Source organism: Leeuwenhoekiella sp. NPDC079379 (genome assembly GCF_044542075.1).
GTDB lineage: Bacteria > Bacteroidota > Bacteroidia > Flavobacteriales > Flavobacteriaceae > Leeuwenhoekiella.
Map to the genome: position 1 here is coordinate 665869 of NZ_JBITTU010000001.1, position 18330 is coordinate 684198.

At 35.4% G+C, this 18330-nt stretch carries 18 protein-coding genes and 1 tRNA gene; 6 read left to right on the forward strand and 13 right to left on the reverse strand.

What is annotated here, in order from left to right:
• Nucleotides 1–67 precede the first annotated feature (67 nt).
• Nucleotides 68–994: an ABC transporter ATP-binding protein gene (locus ACIGAM_RS02865; protein WP_396509948.1), complete on the forward strand. Its 927-nt coding sequence runs from the start codon at nucleotides 68–70 to the stop codon at nucleotides 992–994.
• On the opposite strand, the gene ACIGAM_RS02870 is transcribed toward ACIGAM_RS02865, so the two are convergent.
• The 7 genes from ACIGAM_RS02870 to pdxA form a co-directional block, all read right to left on the reverse strand.
• Nucleotides 983–2107 carry an NAD(P)/FAD-dependent oxidoreductase gene (locus tag ACIGAM_RS02870; protein ID WP_396509949.1) on the reverse strand — a complete coding sequence of 375 codons (1125 nt, stop codon included), beginning with the start codon at nucleotides 2105–2107 and terminating at the stop codon, nucleotides 983–985. The two genes, ACIGAM_RS02865 and ACIGAM_RS02870, sit on opposite strands and share 12 nt — an antisense overlap.
• Nucleotides 2108–2313: 206 nt before the next feature.
• Nucleotides 2314–3666 carry an acetyl-CoA carboxylase biotin carboxylase subunit gene (gene accC / locus ACIGAM_RS02875; RefSeq protein ID WP_396509950.1) on the reverse strand — a complete coding sequence of 451 codons (1353 nt, stop codon included), beginning with the start codon at nucleotides 3664–3666 and terminating at the stop codon, nucleotides 2314–2316.
• A gap of 72 nt (nucleotides 3667–3738) precedes the next feature.
• Nucleotides 3739–4230, reverse strand: coding sequence for an acetyl-CoA carboxylase biotin carboxyl carrier protein (gene accB, locus ACIGAM_RS02880; protein WP_396509951.1), 492 nt, complete (start codon nucleotides 4228–4230; stop codon nucleotides 3739–3741).
• 25 nt (nucleotides 4231–4255) lie between these two features.
• Nucleotides 4256–5251: a beta-ketoacyl-ACP synthase III gene (locus tag ACIGAM_RS02885; protein ID WP_396509952.1), complete on the reverse strand. Its 996-nt coding sequence runs from the start codon at nucleotides 5249–5251 to the stop codon at nucleotides 4256–4258.
• Between the two features lie 162 nt (nucleotides 5252–5413).
• Nucleotides 5414–5614: a 50S ribosomal protein L32 gene (gene rpmF / locus ACIGAM_RS02890; RefSeq protein ID WP_028377051.1), complete on the reverse strand. Its 201-nt coding sequence runs from the start codon at nucleotides 5612–5614 to the stop codon at nucleotides 5414–5416.
• 9 nt (nucleotides 5615–5623) lie between these two features.
• A complete protein-coding gene (locus ACIGAM_RS02895; protein ID WP_396509953.1) occupies nucleotides 5624–6178 on the reverse strand; it encodes a YceD family protein in 555 nt (184 codons plus the stop codon).
• Between the two features lie 102 nt (nucleotides 6179–6280).
• Complete coding sequence (gene pdxA / locus ACIGAM_RS02900; RefSeq protein WP_396509954.1) at nucleotides 6281–7351, reverse strand: 4-hydroxythreonine-4-phosphate dehydrogenase PdxA; 1071 nt, start codon at nucleotides 7349–7351, stop codon at nucleotides 6281–6283.
• 63 nt (nucleotides 7352–7414) lie between these two features.
• Here pdxA and ACIGAM_RS02905 point away from each other — a divergent pair, with 63 nt between their 5' ends.
• On the forward strand, nucleotides 7415–8005 hold the full coding sequence (locus ACIGAM_RS02905; RefSeq protein ID WP_396509955.1) for a riboflavin synthase: 591 nt from the start codon (nucleotides 7415–7417) through the stop codon (nucleotides 8003–8005).
• On the opposite strand, the gene ACIGAM_RS02910 is transcribed toward ACIGAM_RS02905, so the two are convergent.
• From ACIGAM_RS02910 to mce, 3 genes are all read right to left on the reverse strand, one after another.
• The gene (locus tag ACIGAM_RS02910) at nucleotides 7986–8222 is read right to left on the reverse strand and encodes a hypothetical protein (RefSeq protein WP_396509956.1); all 237 of its coding nucleotides are present in this window, start codon (nucleotides 8220–8222) and stop codon (nucleotides 7986–7988) included. The two genes, ACIGAM_RS02905 and ACIGAM_RS02910, sit on opposite strands and share 20 nt — an antisense overlap.
• A 906-nt stretch (nucleotides 8223–9128) precedes the next feature.
• Nucleotides 9129–9202, reverse strand: a tRNA-Ile gene (locus tag ACIGAM_RS02915).
• Nucleotides 9203–9280: 78 nt separating this feature from the next.
• On the reverse strand, nucleotides 9281–9694 hold the full coding sequence (mce, locus tag ACIGAM_RS02920) for a methylmalonyl-CoA epimerase (protein ID WP_396509957.1): 414 nt from the start codon (nucleotides 9692–9694) through the stop codon (nucleotides 9281–9283).
• 141 nt (nucleotides 9695–9835) lie between these two features.
• Here mce and rbfA point away from each other — a divergent pair, with 141 nt between their 5' ends.
• Together rbfA and ACIGAM_RS02930 are read left to right on the forward strand one after the other, a co-directional pair.
• Nucleotides 9836–10228 carry a 30S ribosome-binding factor RbfA gene (rbfA, locus tag ACIGAM_RS02925; protein WP_028377067.1) on the forward strand — a complete coding sequence of 131 codons (393 nt, stop codon included), beginning with the start codon at nucleotides 9836–9838 and terminating at the stop codon, nucleotides 10226–10228.
• A gap of 13 nt (nucleotides 10229–10241) precedes the next feature.
• Complete coding sequence (locus tag ACIGAM_RS02930; protein ID WP_396509958.1) at nucleotides 10242–11444, forward strand: ABC transporter permease; 1203 nt, start codon at nucleotides 10242–10244, stop codon at nucleotides 11442–11444.
• Nucleotides 11445–11465: 21 nt separating this feature from the next.
• On the opposite strand, the gene dusB is transcribed toward ACIGAM_RS02930, so the two are convergent.
• A complete protein-coding gene (dusB, locus tag ACIGAM_RS02935) occupies nucleotides 11466–12461 on the reverse strand; it encodes a tRNA dihydrouridine synthase DusB (RefSeq protein WP_396509959.1) in 996 nt (331 codons plus the stop codon).
• Nucleotides 12462–12545: 84 nt separating this feature from the next.
• Complete coding sequence (locus tag ACIGAM_RS02940; protein ID WP_396509960.1) at nucleotides 12546–14957, reverse strand: outer membrane beta-barrel protein; 2412 nt, start codon at nucleotides 14955–14957, stop codon at nucleotides 12546–12548.
• A gap of 169 nt (nucleotides 14958–15126) precedes the next feature.
• Here ACIGAM_RS02940 and lepA point away from each other — a divergent pair, with 169 nt between their 5' ends.
• Nucleotides 15127–16923, forward strand: coding sequence for a translation elongation factor 4 (gene lepA / locus ACIGAM_RS02945; protein ID WP_396509961.1), 1797 nt, complete (start codon nucleotides 15127–15129; stop codon nucleotides 16921–16923).
• The gene (locus ACIGAM_RS02950; protein ID WP_159106033.1) at nucleotides 16923–17093 is read left to right on the forward strand and encodes a hypothetical protein; all 171 of its coding nucleotides are present in this window, start codon (nucleotides 16923–16925) and stop codon (nucleotides 17091–17093) included. Before lepA ends, ACIGAM_RS02950 begins: the two co-directional genes overlap by 1 nt.
• 33 nt (nucleotides 17094–17126) lie before the next feature.
• Here ACIGAM_RS02950 and ACIGAM_RS02955 read toward each other — a convergent pair whose 3' ends face one another.
• Nucleotides 17127–18221 (reverse strand): Gfo/Idh/MocA family protein, encoded by a 1095-nt coding sequence (locus tag ACIGAM_RS02955; RefSeq protein WP_396509962.1) that lies wholly within the window; start codon nucleotides 18219–18221, stop codon nucleotides 17127–17129.
• Nucleotides 18222–18330 lie beyond the last annotated feature (109 nt).

Genomic DNA, 18330 nt, shown 5'->3' on the forward strand with positions numbered 1-18330 from the left:
AAATCTTTAAAATTTAAATAAGACCCTACTCGTTTTGAAAACGTGTAGGGTCTTACTATATTAATGTATGCTTAACGTAACAATAAAAAACTTCGCCTATACCGAAGAGAATGTTCTAAAAGATCTTGATTTTTCGGTTAAAAAAGGAACACATATATCTATTCTTGGAGAAAGCGGGTGTGGTAAGAGTACCTTGCTTAAAATCATTTATGGTTTACTTCACGTAGAAGATGGGCATATTTTCTGGGGAGAGCAAGAGCTTATGGGGCCTGATTTTAATCTGGTTCCCGGAGAACCGTTTATAAAATATCTGGCTCAGGATTTTGACCTGATGCCTTTTATTTCAGTCGCAGAGAATATAGGAAAACATCTTTCAAGAAGATTTATGAAAAAACGCCAGGAGCGTATAGACGAACTCCTTGAAGTAGTTGATATGACCGAGTTTGCAGACGTTCACGTAAAACTTTTAAGCGGCGGTCAAAAACAGCGTGTAGCACTCGCTCGTGCCATCGCTAAAGAACCAGAACTTTTACTACTAGACGAACCTTTTAGTCATATAGATAACTTTAGAAGGAATGCTTTAAGGCGAAATCTCTATACCTATTTAAAAAAAGAAAATATAACCTGTATTACAGCCACACACGACAGCGAGGAAGCTTTGTCCTTTTCAGATGAAATCAAAATGATGCGTAATGGTTCTTTTATACAATTTGCGACACCGGAAGAAATATTCGCAAATCCGAAAAATGTCTATGTGGCTTCTTTTTTTGGAGATACAAGCGAGTTGATTATTAATGGGAAAAAGACCTTGATAATGCCGCATCAACTTAGTGTTTCTGAATCAAAAACACCTTTAAAAGTAACTGTTTTAAAGAGCTATTTTAAAGGAAGTTACTATCTCATTGAAGGATTATATGAAGGTCATAAAATTTATTTTAATTCTTCTAAGCTGCTTAAAACAACGCAAGAGGTCTTTTTAAAACTAAGCCAATAATTCAGCAAGCTCCTTACCAACAAGGCTACCTATAGCAATACCCATCCCTCCCATTCTAACGCCACAAAACACATTATTTGAAAGTTGCTTTACAATCGGTTTTTTCTGATCGCCTACACCTAATATCCCACTCCAACGGTGTTCGATTTCAAAAGGTGTATTCGGTAAAATAGTTTCTGAGAGTAATCGTTCAAGATAGTTTTGTATTTGATTTGTTGTGACCAAAAGATCTGTTTGTTCCCCTTTAAGGTTAAGATTTCGGCCGCCTCCCAAAAGAATTCTATCATCAATATTTCTAAAGTAGACATAGCCTTCATCTAAATGAAAAGTCCCCTTAATTTTTAAGTCTTTAATCGGTTTGGTTACCAAAACCTGATTACGTGCCGGAATAACCTGATCAATGCCTAACTGTGATGCAAAACCATTTGTCGCAATTAGAAGTTTATTTGAGTTAAAACAAATACTATTTGCATTGATAACCACTGCTGATTCTGTATCATTGTATTTATCTACCGTCCAATTATTGAGTATATTAATATCTTGATCTCTAACCTTTTTAAGAAGGCTGTATATCATTTTACCGGTATCAAGTTGACCTTCGGCTTTATTAAAAATAACTCTGGGTTTAATCTTTTGAAAATTAAATGAATTAGAAATCTCACTAAAAATAGATTCTTTAAATACAGGCTTTAGAAAGTTGTTTATAGTCTTTAGTTTTTCTAAACAGTTCGCATAAAGCTTATCCTGTTCTTCAAAAAAAAGTTCATACCCTCCATTATTTTTATAACCTATTGCAGCATCACCTAATGATTGCCTTAAAAGAGCGAGGCCTTTTACCCGCATTTGCACGAGGTTTAATAGTTCGTCTTGGGTATGTGTGTTTAAATCTGAAATAAGCTCAGAAAGACTCCCAAAACACGCAAAACCTGCATTCTTCGTACTCGCTCCCTGCGGAAGGCTACCGCGTTCCAAAATTAAAATTTTAGATTTAGGGTAGAGCTTTCGTAGTTGTAAAGCGCAACTTAAACCGGTGATGCCACTCCCTACTATGGTGAAATCTATATTAGCTAGCCAGGATTTATATTCCCAATAAGACAACTCCCTTGTAGTCATTGTTGTTTTGCTTTTAGTAAATTGATTCTAAATATAGAACTAAAGCGTTAGGGATTGAAGGGTTTGTTTAAGCTCTTCTGCCTTTTTAGGCAGAAAGCGAGCCGTGAAAGCCCGGGCCCGGAGTTTTTGCGCAGGGAAACGCCCACAAAAGAAAAACCCCGAACATATTGTAATGCTCAGGGTTTTCATTGTATAACTAAGAAGTTTTATTCTTCTTCTGGTGCATTCATGACAAAGTCATTCATAAATGCTGTGGTGTAATTGCCTTCTAGATAACGAGGGTCATCCATTAATTGACGGTGAAAAGGAATCGTTGTTTTAATACCTTCAATCACAAACTCATCTAATGCGCGTTTCATTTTATTAATAGCTTCTTCTCTAGTTTGAGCAGTAGTTATCAATTTTGCGATCATAGAATCGTAATTAGGCACGATCGAATACCCGCTGTAAACATGTGTATCTATGCGTACACCGTGACCTCCCGGTGCGTGAAGATTTGTTATTTTACCCGGTGAAGGTCTAAAGTTGTTATAAGGATCTTCTGCATTTATACGACATTCTATTGAGTGTAATTGCGGGTAATAATTTTTACCAGAAATTGCTACACCTGCAGCTACAAGAATTTGCTCTCGTATTAAATCGTAATCAACAACTTGCTCTGTTATAGGGTGCTCTACCTGAATACGCGTATTCATTTCCATGAAGTAGAAATTACGGTGTTTATCTACCAAAAATTCTACTGTACCAGCTCCTTCGTATTTAATGTATTCTGCAGCACGTACAGCGGCATTACCCATTTTTTCACGAAGCTCATCTGTCATAAATGGAGACGGAGTTTCTTCAGTAAGTTTCTGGTGACGACGTTGTACCGAGCAATCACGCTCAGATAAATGACAAGCTTTACCATTACTATCTCCTACAACTTGAATTTCTATATGGCGCGGCTCTTCGATAAGCTTTTCCATATACATACCATCATTGCCAAAAGATGCTGAAGCTTCCTGGCGTGCAGAATCCCATGCTTTACGCAATTCTTCTTTTTTCCAGACTGCTCGCATACCTTTACCACCACCGCCTGCTGTGGCTTTAAGCATTACCGGATAACCGGTTTCTAGTGCTATGCGCTCACAATCTTCAAAATCTTTAATAATACCATCACTTCCCGGTACACAAGGCACACCTGCAGCCTTCATCGTAGCTTTTGCAGTTGCTTTGTCTCCCATTTTTGCAATCATATCTGGAGAAGCACCTATAAATTTAATATCATGTTCTTCGCATATTTTTGAAAAACGTGCATTTTCAGATAAAAACCCGTAGCCTGGGTGAATAGCATCTGCATTTGTTATTTCTGCAGCAGCCATAATATTAGAAATTTTCAAATATGATTCGCTACTAGGTGCGGGACCTATACAAACTGCCTCATCAGCAAAGCGCACATGTAAACTTTCGGCATCGGCTGTAGAATAAACAGCTACAGTTTTAATGCCCATCTCTTTACAGGTTCTGATTACCCTTAAGGCTATCTCTCCTCTGTTTGCTATTAATATTTTTTTAAACATATCTGTTTTGCATTAAAGTTTAAAGTTTAGAAAACTTTAAACGAAGTATTTGACCTTAATTTCTTGTTTAAATTAAGAAGGGTCAACCAAGAATAGTGGTTGATCAAATTCTACTGGAGAAGAATCGTCAACTAGTACTTTAACGATTTTACCACTCACTTCGCTTTCAATCTCGTTGAATAATTTCATCGCTTCAATAACGCATAAAACATCACCAACTTTAATGTCTGCGCCTACCTCAACAAATGTAGGCTTGTCTGGAGCAGGCTTGCGGTAAAATGTACCAATGATAGGAGATTTTACAGTTATGTAATTATCACTTACATCTGCCTTAGGCTTCTCTGCTTCCTGTACAGGCACTTGTTGAGCAACAGGTTGTTGCTGCATAGCAGGCTGTTGCATAGTATTGCCCATCATAGGAACTTGCTGAAGTATAGTAGTCTCCCCTTTACCCTCTTCACCAGTTTTAATGGTGATTTTAAAATCATCCATCTCAAGCTTTACTTCGCTTGCACCTGATTTAGCCACAAACTTGATAAGATTCTGAATTTCTTTTAAATCCATAATTGATAACGTTAGTTAGTTTATATTAAGAGTTGTAGGCCCATTTAAGATAAATTGACCCCCAAGTAAATCCGCCTCCAAAAGCGGCAAATATTAAATTATCTCCTTTTTTGAACTTAGTTTCAAAATCACTAAGTAATAAGGGTAATGTTGCAGATGTTGTATTGCCATAACGTTGAATATTCATAAGTACTTTGCTGTCGTCAAGCTGCATACGTCTTGCTGTGGCATCTATTATACGTTTATTAGCCTGGTGTGCTACAAGCCAACTTACATCGCCATTTACTAGATTGTTACGTTTCATAATAAGTTCACTTACATCTGCCATATTAGATACTGCAAACTTAAAAACGGTTTTACCATCTTGATAAACGTAATGTTGGTTATTAGCTACCGTTTCTGCAGATGGCGGTAAAAGAGATCCGCCAGCTTCAATCTTTAAAAAATTACGGCCTATACCATCTGAACGCAAATACTCATCCTGTAAACCTAATCCTTCTTCATTAGGTTCAAAAAGTGCCGCACCCGCTCCATCACCAAAAATAATACACGTAGTACGATCTGTATAATCTATGATTGAAGACATTTTATCTGCTCCTATCAATAATACCTTTTTATACTTTTCTGAAGCTATATAAGCAGAGGCCGTTGACATACCATATAGAAAGCTAGAACAAGCCGCTTGAAGATCGTAAGAAAATGCATTTGTAGCTCCTATCTGTGTAGCGACATAAGCTGCAGTAGAAGCAACAGGCAAATCTGGTGTGGCTGTAGCTACAATTACCATATCGATTTCCGATGGATCGATATCGCTTTTAGAAATTAAATTTTGAGCTGCCTGAATAGCTAAATACGAAGTTCCTTTATCAGGATCTTTTAAAATTCTACGCTCTTTAATTCCTGTTCTGGAAGTGATCCACTCATCGTTGGTCTCAACCATTGTTTCCAAAATTTCATTGGTAAGCACATATTCTGGCACATAGGCACCAACAGCTGTTATGGCAGCAGTGATTTTACTCATATAAATCTGGTTTCTGCGAAAAATTGTCTATTTCGCTTAAAAGTGGAAGGAAAAGTACTAAAATTCGAACAAACTGGCTCGAAAATTAACTTTTTTTGCCCATCTTAAAAAATAAAAAAAACTCCCAATTAATGGGAGTTTTACTATAAGTATATGCTTTAATTAAGCTGCTTCTTCGCTAGAAGTAGCATCAATTACAACCTGCCCTCTGTAGTAGAGTTTACCTTCGTGCCAGTGTGCACGGTGATAAAGGTGTGCTTCGCCAGTAGTAGCGTCTACACCTATTTTTGGCATTGCAGCTTTGTAATGTGTTCTTCTCTTATCTCTTCTTGTTTTGGAGATTTTTCTCTTAGGATGTGCCATTACCGTTTATTATTTATTATCTGTTAAAAAATCTTTTAATTTATCCCAACGGGGATCAATTTCTTTTTGTTCAGGAATGTTATCTTCCTGCTCTTGATTACTCTTTATACTTAACTCTTCGAGTTTATCTAATATGTCTGACTTTAAAGTACCATCTTCAACTCCTGGATGAATGCGTTTTGCGGGCATCGCTAAAACTATAAGCTCATATATATAGTGTGCAATATTTACCTCATATTCACCATAAGGAAGAATTAAAATATCCTCAACCTCATCATTATAATCCTGACCAAATTTAACCACTAATTTATAAGCGGCATCAATAGGTTGATCGTAGGGTTCATTTGTAATATCACAATTGACATTAATACTACCCTGTGCATCAAAATAAAACTCCATCAACGTAGACATTTTATTCAGGCGGACTTTTAAATCTATATCAATAGAATTAAAATCATCATATTCAAAATGCTCAAAGAACTTATCGTCAATCGAATATTCAAAATCGTGTTCTCCTTGTTTTAAACCAACAAATGGAATTGTATACGTTTTCAAATGCTTCATTACCTTCTCTTTCCTAATCTAATCTTTCCGCAAAAGGCGGGTGCAAAGATATAAATTTTTATTTAGCTGTTAATTAAGTGTGGATAAATTTTTTAAAAAGGTTTAATTACTACGTGATCTACCCGAATATTGTTTTTTACGCGGTTGTTTTTGTAAAACATTTGCGGTTAATTCAGCATATTCTGCACGTCTGTTATAAATCGCTAACGCTGTGTAGACTGCCTCTTTAAAGGAATTATTGTTTGCCAAACCTTTTCCTGCAATTTCAAAAGCAGTGCCATGATCTGGAGAAGTACGCACTTTATTTAAACCAGCTGTATAATTTACTCCTTTACCAAATGAGAGCGTTTTAAAAGGAATTAAGCCCTGATCATGATATGCAGCGATAATAGCGTCGAAGTTTTTATAGTTTTCACTACCAAAAAAACTATCTGCAGCATAAGGACCGTATGTTAAATCTCCTTTTTCTCTCAATTGCTTAAGCGTAGGTATTAATACATCATCATCTTCTTTACCTATAACCCCATTATCTCCCACATGTGGATTAATCCCTAAAAATGCAATCTTAGGTTTACTAATTCCAAAATCCTGAATTAAAGAATGCTGTATTGTTTTAAACTTTTGTGTAATCAATTGCGCATCTATTTTATCTGATACATTACGTACGGCTACATGGTCTGTTAATAATCCTACTTTAAGTTTTTCAGTAATCATAAACATAAGGCTATTGCCTTCAAGTTCTTGATTAAGGTAATCTGTATGCCCTGGGAAACTAAAATCATCAGACTGTATATTTGCCTTATGTATAGGCGCTGTTACTAAAGCATCAATACTATTACTTTTTAGAGCATCAACGGCGGCTTTTAAAGATTTTATAGCATAGCTTCCTCCTGTAGAGTTTTCTTCACCAAATGTGATTTGTGGGTTATCTTGCCACACATTAACTACATTAATTTTTCCTTCGATAATCGCATCCACAGATTTTACTCCCTGAAAATTTATATCGAGTTTAAAGTGTTTTAAAAGGAATGTAATTGTCTTAGCCGAAGCAAATATAACGGGAGTACAAAACTCAAGCATTCTTACATCTTCAAACGTTTTTAAAATGATTTCCCCCCCGATACCGTTTAGGTCTCCTATACTGATTCCTAATTTTACACTTTGTTCTTTCATGCTAAACCCCTTTGGCTTTCTTTTGTAAATTGAAATGTAAAAGTACTCAATTAAAACGCAATCATGTTTACAGGTATTATCGAAGATTTAGGCATTATTAAACATTTAGAAAGAGAGGGAGACAATCTTCACATCACAGTTAGCAGTTCTCTTTCTCCAGAATTAAAAATAGATCAAAGTGTCGCTCATAATGGGGTTTGTTTAACTGTAGTTCAATTAGATGATATAAGTTATACCGTAACCGCAATTGAGGAAACACTATCTAAAACAAATCTGGGCAACTTAAAAGAAGGAGATACTGTAAATCTTGAGCGCGCCATGATATTAGGATCACGTCTAGATGGTCATATTGTTCAGGGCCACGTAGATCAAACGGCTATCTGTAGAGAAGTATCTATAAAAGATGGTAGCTGGATATTCACCTTTGATTATAACCCTACTCTTAATAATGTTACTATAGAAAAAGGATCTATTACTGTAAATGGAGTCAGCTTAACAGTAGTAAATTCTAAATTAAACACGTTTAGTGTGGCTATAATACCATATACCTACGAGCACACGACTTTCAAATCTTTTAAAAAAGGAACTGTAGTTAATTTAGAATTTGACGTAATAGGAAAATATGTAAAACGTCTTATGGAGTTAAAATCTTAGACCGCTCTTTATTGTATATAAATACGACTCCCACAATAAGAGCAAACACTATAAAGAAAGGAATATAATCGTCTATAGGAAGCCGTAAACCTGGGACCCCAGGATTGAGAGCCCTATTCATAGGAGGTGGTGGGTTTTTTGCATCATTTGCTAAAGCAACCACGCCATAACCCCAAAAAGTGAGGCTTAATAAATATGTGATTGACTTTTTATTCATAATCCACTTATCCTATTCTAACAAACAAAATTTTTGCAAAACTAAATAATCTCTCTTACTTTAAAGACAATTCTTGTATTTAGTCGTAAATTACTTAAAATTAATATGTTGTGTATTAATTTATTATTATCAATTTTAAAAATCAACATCTAATGGTTAATAAACGTAATTTTTTACCTTTCAGATTTATATATTTTAAAAAATGTAATCTTTTTCTTTCCTAACTTTTTTACGGTTGTTTTAATCAATCAAATAAAATCACACATCCTTATATCATTGAATCTAAGTGATACTTCGAATATTAGTTGATAATCTATTTAATTGATTAAACAGAATATTTACGATAAAGGCATTTGTGAAAAAAGTGGAATTCATAAATCGAAAATCATTATGAAATAATGATAAATCGACTTGTCTAAAGCACCAGAAATTAGTCTTTAGATTTACATAAAAATCAAAATATATAGCCTTCATATTAAAGGGGGGTTGAAGACGCTAATTCTAAGTTGGGGGACTAAAAAAAAGCTTTAAGGTTTTGTTATGAAGTAAATATAAGATAGTTACCGTTTAAAAACAATTAATATCGACAAAGTACATAAATATTTATGTAATGCTATGAATATAGCCAATTTAAAATCCAATTATAATTTATGAATCTAAGTAATTACTAGTAAAAATATTTTTTCTTGAATATAAAACTGAATATTCTAAATTTTAAAGCTAAAATTATTTGGAAGAAAATTAGTCATAAACTCGCTTTAATCTCGTTATATGTCTATTAATTCACGATAAAAAATTGCAATGAGCAGAAAACATTCAATTTTAATAGGGAATTAATTCAGAATATTAAAAAAATAGTAAATAAAAAAGCCACTATAAACTTAATGTTTATAGTGGCTTTCGTTGTGGTCCCACCTGGGCTCGAACCAGGGACCACCTGATTATGAGTCAGGTGCTCTAACCAACTGAGCTATAGGACCGGCATTAATACTATTTAAAGCATCAAAGCGGGCGCAAAAATAACATTAATTTTTAATTACTGCAAACATTTAATTGAACTACTTCAACTCAATAACTTTATCCTGACATAATTCTATTAAAACACCACCCGTAGTCTTAGGATGTAAAAATGCAACCCATTTATTATCAGCACCCTGCTTTGGACTTTCATTTAATAATTCAAAACCTTCTTTTTTTAAACGATTCATTTCAGCTTTAATATTATCTACAGCATAAGCTATATGATGTACACCCTCTCCTCGTTTAGCTATAAATTTTGCAATAGGACTATCTGCATTTGTAGCTTCTAACAATTCTATTTTACTTTCTCCCATTTCAAAAAAAGAGGTGTTTACTCCCTCTGAAGCTACTTCTTCAGTCTTGTATGGTGCTTTACCCAGTAATTTCTCATAAAGTATATTAGCTGTCTCAAGGTTTTTTACGGCTATTCCTATATGTTCTATTTTATTCATAGTACTTCTGTATTAGTAAGAATATAAAAATAGCATTATTTGAAGTGTAACCTTAACAGAGTACCACATTAAGAAATTCAATCTAAAGCACCTCCTCATTATTTGTAATTACTTCGTACCTAAAAAACGTATTTTTGCAGTATGGAAACGAACAGGCAGAAAAAAGTAGGTGGCGTTTTACAACGCGATCTTGTAGATGTTATACAAAAAGCACTTGCACAAGCAGGTGTTACAGGTATTATAGTATCTGTAAGTAAAGTAGGTGTTACTACAGATTTATCGCAAGCTAAAGTATATATGAGTGTTTTTCCTCACGACAAAGCAGCAGAAATGTTACGCGAGGTTAAAGCGGTTAAACCATTTATAAAACACGAAATTGCACAGCGTACGCGTCATCAATTACGCCGTATGCCCGAATTACAGTTTTTTATTGATGACTCTTTAGAATATATTGACGGGATTGATAAATCTTTAAAAGGTACCGAAGATCCTATTGAAAATCCAGATTTATTGCCACGACGCAAAAAATCATAAGTTTAAAATTACGTTGAAATTTCCTGTATTTATCGCAAAACGTTACCTGTTTACAAAGAGCAGCAACAATGCTATAAATATTATTACGCTAATTTCTGCGATTAGTATTGTAGCAGGTTCAGCTGCACTGTTTATCGTATTGTCCGGTTTTTCTGGTCTTAAAGATTTTAGTTTATCTTTCTCTTCAATTTTTGATCCTGATTTGAAAGTGATTCCCGCAAGCGGAAAAACAATTCAATTTACAGATAAAAATGCAACAGATTTGACGGCTGTAGCCGGTGTTGCAGACTTCACTAAAATTATCGAAGAACGTGCATTTCTAGAATTTAGAGGCAAAAACCATATTGCATATCTTAAAGGGGTTGATGCAAACTATATGCGTGTTAATACTATAGACAGCACGCTACTTTATGGCAATTGGATTACAGAAGACGAACCCGTTGCTGCAATTGGCTTTGGTATTTCTCGTTTACTTTCTCTGGGAGTTAATAATTATACAGATTTGCTAAGGGTAATGGTTCCCAGACCCGGTGACGGCCAAATTTCAGACCCTACCCAAGCCTTTAATAGTGCTCAGTTAGTAGTTTCAGATATTTTTCAAGTTAATGAAGAGCTAGATCAAAAGTATATTTTTACTAATCTTGAGTTTGTACGCAATTTGTTACGATATGACAGCACCACATTGAGTGCTCTAGAGATTAAGTTAGACCCACTGGCAGACCCGCTAGCCGTTAAGAAAAATGTAGAAGCTATTCTGGGCAGAAACGTTGAAGTAAAAACCCGCTTTCAGCTCAATGACAAATTATACAAGATGCTCAATGCCGAAAATCTGGCGGTTTATCTCATTTTCACTTTAGTGCTCATCATCGCCCTTTTTAATCTGGTAGGTAGCATTATAATGATCATTATCGATAAGAAAGAAAATATTAAAACCTTACATAGCCTGGGTTCTACGCTAAAAGAAATTAGGTATATTTTCTTTTTACAAGGGGCTATGATGACCATTTTTGGAGGTCTTGCTGGTATTATTCTGGGAGCCTTAATTGTAGGTGCTCAACTTCAGTTTAAACTTAAAATGATCACCGCAACACTGGCTTATCCTATGGAATTTACTTTTGCTAATTTCTTTGCCGTGTTTGCCACTATATCCATACTGGGAATACTTGCTTCATATTTAGCTGCATCTACCATTAGACCAAAACTAATTGCTGAGTAACGAGTATCTTAATAGTATTTTCTAATGCGTGAAAACGTAATCAGAAAAGCGCTCTTCAACCTCATCAAAAGCAGCAAATACATCTGCAGAATCATCACTGGTTACCATTTTCATTCGGTATTCTTTGAAGTCTGCTATATTTTTGAAATAGTTTGTGTAGTGACGTCGCGTTTCAAAAACACCTAGCTTTTCACCTTTCCAATCTATTGCCATTTGTAAATGTCTACGAGCTGCATCTATACGTTCTTGCATAGTAGGAGGAGGTAAATGTTCTCCGGTTTTAAAAAAATGTTTTACTTCTTTAAAAAACCAGGGATATCCAATACTAGCACGGCCTATCATCGCCCCATCAAGTCCAAATTCATCTCGCATAAGAGCAGCCTTTTGTGGGGTATCAACATCACCGTTTCCAAAAACCGGAATATGCATACGTGGGTTATTTTTTACTGCAGCAATAGGTTTCCAATCGGCTTCACCTTTGTACATCTGCGCACGGGTTCTACCGTGTATAGAAATAGCCTTACAGCCCACATCCTGTAAGCGCTCTGCTACCTCTACTATTTTAATAGAGTCGTGATCCCAGCCCAGGCGCGTTTTAACAGTAATAGGAAGGTTTGTATGCTTAACCATAGCTTCGGTTAGCGAGACCATTAGATCTATGTCTTTTAAAATCCCGGCACCGGCACCCTTAGACACCACTTTTTTAACGGGACAACCAAAATTGATGTCAATTATATCTGGTTTTGAAGCTTCAACGATCTCTACACTTTGCAGCATCGATTCGAGATTAGCTCCAAAAATCTGAATGCCTACGGGTCGTTCTTTCTCGTAAATATCAAGTTTCATCACGCTTTTAGCGGCATCCCGAATCAAACCTTCACTCGAAATAAATTCAGTAAAAACCACATCTGCGCCCTGCTCTTTACACAATGCGCGAAAGGGTGGATCACTCACATCTTCCATAGGTGCTAAAAGCAACGGGAAGTCTCCTACATCAATATCTCCTATTTTTGACAAAACGATAAATTTTTTGCAAAATTAAGCAATGTTTTGCTAAGTAAGTGTGTAGTTTATATACGTAAAAAAAGAGTGTAGCTTTAACTATTGTTTTGTTAAGCGCTTTTCTTCTTCAGTATTAATATCTCTGCTGTTGTCGCTTAACTTAAAATTCCCAAATTTGTAGCGCAGTCCTAGCCGAATCTTTTGAGATTCTGGCATTGCGAAGAAAGTATTGTTTTGATCCCTATATTTTGAAGTAAGCGGTATATTCATCGTATTAAATATATCTTCAGTACTAAAAGTCGCGGTTAACCTCCCATTCATAAAGGTCTTCTGTAGATCAAGACTTAAAGCATACTGCGGGCGATCGTATTGATAAGAGCCGGCTAGAATATTTGACATGAAATAATTTGTAATTGTAGCGGTAAACGTTTGATCAATTATTAAATAATTCATTGTTCGTAAATAAACACCATTGATGTTATTTTTGACGTTATCTACCTGGCTTTCGAGTGTTTTAAATTCATTTTCCATATTATAAAAGGAAGATTCAAAACTCATCCACATCCAATTGGTAACAAATTCAGAATAGGTAATATCAAAACTAAATTGTCGCTCATAATTAAGATTTGTGTTCACACCCCTTAAGGTTAAATCTTGATTATCCTGAAAAGGTAAACGGCTCATTGCATTATCTATACGATCCCAATATAGATCAAAACTCAACTTATTTTTAAACGTATAATTAAATTGAATTCTATTAGCTATCGCGGGTTGAATGTTAGGATCTCCTTCCTGAAAATTATTTTCATTCAAAAAGTATCTAAAAGGATTTAAACTTTGAAAACGCGGCCGGTCAATTCTGCGGCTATAATCTAAACCGAAAGAATGGTTTTCAGAAGGATTATTTGTAATGTAAACAGTAGGAAACAACTCGAGATATTCTTGTGTGTTTACAACTCCCAATGTTCGTGAATCGCCATTAGCAGCCGTATATTCTCCTCGTAAACCGGCTTTAAAACTCCATTTATCCCAATCTCTAGCAAAGCTGAAATAAGAAGCATATATATTTTCGGTATAATCAAAATTATCATTTAAAATAGCATCAGAATCACTCACATTTCCAGCAGTATTGAAAAATTCTTGTCTACTTTCAGAATTAATTCCTGAATATTTAACTCCGGTTTCAATTGCCCAATTTTCTAAGCTTCCGGTATAATCTAACTGTCCTGTATAAATTTGAGAATTTTGAGTAGGTATGGTATTGAACGCATTTACATTTAAAAGGTTTCCCTGGTTAGAAAAATAACGCGTATTTACAGATTGCATTTGATTATCTGTGTAATCAATATAATTTGCAATCGCAGTTAACTTCGCACCATTTTCTCCCAGATCTTTGTCGTATTTTAAACTAAAGATCAGATTATTACGGTCATTCTCAAGTAGGCTTTGTGTGGTATATAAAGAATCAAGCTGTCCCTGCGGATTATATGTTTCTGTTCTACCGCTTATCTCTGAATCTGCCTTAGGCGTATGTAAGATATTAGCGCTAAAGCTCAATAATTCGGTTTCACTTAACGTGAAATCTAAAATAGTATTTAGGCTATGTGAAAATGTACGGGTATCGCGTTTAAATAAATCTTCCCAGGTTGCTTTTTCGCTTCCATCGGGGTTATAAAATTGTACAAACCCCTCATCAGTTTTAGTATCAAAACGTGAATTAAAAGTATAACTGGCATATGCATTTAACCAGTCGGTTTTATAGTATTGGCTTGTTCCTACTGCATATTTAGGAACAATACCCACGGTGTTTGAAGCATTAATACTTCCTTTATACCCAATTGAAGGATTTTTTGAAGTAATTATATTTAAAATCGCACCGCCTTCAGCATCATATTTTGCCGGTGGTGTAGTTATAACTTCTACAGATTTTACATTAACTCCAGCAAAGCCTTCGAGCAATTGCTGCAATTCTTGACTTGTTAAATATACTTTTCGGTCATTGATATATACTTGAGCCGGCCTATTTTTTACTAAAATCTGATCTTGATTTATGAGAACTCCGGGCGTACGCTTAAGAATATCATATGTTGATCCTGAAGAAATCGCAGTATTTTCTACATTAAATACCAGACGATCAATCTTGCGTTGTATCACCGGTCTTTTAGCTGTGACAGTAACTTCTCCCAGAAATTCTGCGCTGTCTTCTAATATAAATGAAGGAAGTACTACAGAATTATTAAGGTCTATGGGAGAACTGTAAAAATCTTTATAGCCTACAAAACTTACTTTTATCAAGTAACGGTCTATCTCTAAATCTGTGAATTTACACGAACCATCATCTTCACTTACCGTACCTTTTACAAAGCTCGAGTCTGCTGCTTTAAGCAATAAGACATTTGCAAATGAGATAGGTTTCTTCTTAGAATCAATGACTTTAGAAGAAATATTATAATCCTGTGCAATTAAAGCTAAAGGAGCTAGAAGTATGTAGAATAGAATTGTGTTCCGCATAGAAAACCAAATCTAATGCAATTTTAATGTTAAAGCTTAATGAATTTTGACCTTTTTTAAAACTTTAAGAATATTAATTTCCTTAAAATAGATTTATTAGAAAATGGCTTTTCTAAACTGTATATTTGTGCGCTAAAGCGACTTTAGTGTCGCATGATGAAGAACGTCTATGAAGAACATTCGCAATTTTTGCATTATAGCTCACATTGATCACGGTAAAAGTACCCTTGCAGATCGTTTACTCGATGCAACCGGTTCTGTAACAGCCCGCGAAAAACAAGAGCAACTTTTAGATAGTATGGATCTTGAGCGAGAGCGTGGTATTACCATTAAATCGCATGCTATACAGATGGATTATGTACATAACGGTGAGCCGTATATACTTAATCTTATTGACACTCCCGGTCACGTAGATTTCTCTTATGAGGTGTCTCGTAGTATTGCAGCTTGTGAGGGAGCTTTGCTAATTGTTGATGCAGCTCAAAGTATACAGGCACAAACTATTTCTAACCTATATCTGGCTTTAGAAAATGATCTTGAGATTATACCTGTACTTAACAAAGTAGATTTACCCAGCGCAAACCCTGAGGAAGTTACAGATGATATCGTAGACCTTTTAGGTTGTAAACATGAAGATGTAATACCTGCAAGTGCAAAAACAGGATTGGGTATTCAAGAAATACTTGATGCAATTATAGAGCGTATTCCTCCTCCTAAAGGTGTGGCTGATGAGCCGTTACAAGCACTTATTTTTGACTCTGTTTACAATCCATTTAGAGGGGTTGAAACTTATTTTAGAGTTTTAAACGGAGAAATTAAAAAAGGCCAAAACATTAAGTTTATGGCTACCGGTAAAACCTATTTTGCAGATGAAGTAGGAACGCTTAATCTTAAACAGACTCCTAAAAAAGTTATTAAAACAGGAGATGTAGGATATCTTATTACCGGTATTAAAGAAGCAAAGGAAGTAAAGGTAGGGGACACCATTACAGATGCAAAGACGCCTACTACAAATATGATCGAAGGTTTTGAAGATGTAAAACCTATGGTATTTGCAGGTATTTATCCTGTAGATACAGAAGATTATGAAGATTTGCGCTCTTCTATGGAAAAACTGCAGCTAAATGATGCTTCTTTAGTATTTGTACCGGAAAGTTCTGCTGCTCTTGGTTTTGGTTTTAGATGTGGGTTTTTAGGAATGTTGCATCTTGAAATCATACAGGAACGTTTGGAGCGTGAGTTTGATATGACTGTAATTACTACAGTACCTAACGTATCCTACCATGCGTACACAATTAAAAACAGAGATACGCCTATCTTAGTTAATAACCCTTCAGATTTACCAGACCCTTCTGGGATAGATCGTGTTGAAGAACCATTTATAAAGGCTTCTATAATTACTAAAGCAGATTTTGTAGGTCCCGTAATGTCTCTATGTATTGAGAAGCGGGGTCAGATTACAAATCAAACTTATTTAACTCCAGAGCGTGTTGAATTGTCTTTTGATATGCCGCTTGCTGAAATTGTTTTTGACTTCTATGATCGTCTTAAAACAGTTTCAAAAGGATACGCTTCTTTTGATTATACACCTATAGGAATGCGTGCGTCACATCTGGTTAAGGTAGATGTATTGCTAAACGCAAATGTTGTAGATGCACTTTCTGCACTTTTACACCGTGACAATGCTTACGATATAGGTAAACGAATTTGTGAAAAATTAAAAGAGCTTATACCACGCCAGCAGTTTGATATTCCTATACAGGCAGCAATAGGGGCTAAAGTTATTGCAAGAGAAACAGTAAAGGCTTTACGTAAAGACGTTACCGCAAAATGTTATGGTGGTGATATTTCGCGTAAGCGTAAACTTCTTGAAAAACAGAAAAAAGGTAAAAAACGTATGCGTCAGGTAGGTAATGTTGAGATACCGCAAGAAGCGTTTATGGCTGTTCTAAAACTTAATGATTAATGCAAAAAAAACAACTCATAGGCCTGGGATTAATTGTGGTTTGCGGCGGGTTAAGTCAATGGACGCCTGCTAAAGAAAATCAACTTATGGTCTGGCTTATGGCACTAGGAGCAATGGCAGGAATGCTTCTGGTTCTATCAGAATATTTTACTTCAAAAAAAGAGTCTTAATAAGACTCTTTTTTTTGAAGTAATTCTTGAGAATTAGTACTGTTCTAGTAGAACTTTTGCCCCATTAGTTCTACCAGATTCTAAAGCAGCTTCTACAATTTGAATATCTCGTAAACCTTCGATACCTGGAGCTATTATCTCTTTATTTTCTAAGATAGAAAGCGCATCATTATCCATTTGTAGTGTTTGTTGATTGCAATTGCATGGCTCTAGCTTTTTCCCATCACTGGTACTACCTTGAACTCCCGTATAACTCTGAAAAGGGGAGAGTTCGTAGTTTCCATCTTTACAATCTACTTTTAAAAAATTTACATTGTCAGCATAAGTTACCCGGCCTTTAGCAGTTATTCCATCAGGAAATTCTACGTCAAAATAGGTGATTTCTTCGGCTCCGTTTGTAAACAATGTATTACGTTGAGTAACGTGCTTAGCAGTTAGTGATACTGGTTCAAGACCCGTTGCATAACGCATTGCGTTTATAGGGTAAACTCCCATATCATAGATTGCACCACCTCCTTTTGCACCATCTAATCGCCAGCCTGCATCAGCACCAATTTTAAAACCGGCTTCTGTGTGTACCTGCTCTATAGCACCGTAGGGTTGTGTTTTAGACCACTCTATGATTGTTTTTGTATTTTCTTCATGTTGCATACGGTAACCTATGGCCAGTTTTACACCGTTTGTTTCACATACATCAATTATTTCCTGACATTCTGCTACAGTCATTGCCATAGGTTTTTCACAGAATACGTGTTTACCAGCTTCAGCGGCTAAAATGCAGAATTTTTTATGTAAAAAAGTAGGTGTAACAATGTACACTACATCAATATCGTCATTATCAACAATTGAAGAAAAGTTCTCATAATTATAAATATTGCTGTCTTTGATACCATATCTATCCTTCCAGGTGGGAATTTTTTCAGGACTTCCGGTAACAATACCTCTTAACTCTATATGCTGCGTTTTCTGAAGCGCAGGAGCTAAATTGTTTGTAGCATAACTACCCAAGCCTAAAAGTGCGATGCCAAGCTTCTTACTCGGTTTTGAACACGCTAAATAAGGAAACGGAATCGTAGTCGCTGCGACGGCAAGACCAGATTTTTTTATAAACGAACGTCTGTTTTGCATTTTATATTTTTTAGAAATTTACAGAACAATTTGATATTAAAACACATACCTAAGATCACTTAGCAAAATTTTAATATATGTTGCTACCATAAAAAGAAAAAATGCACGA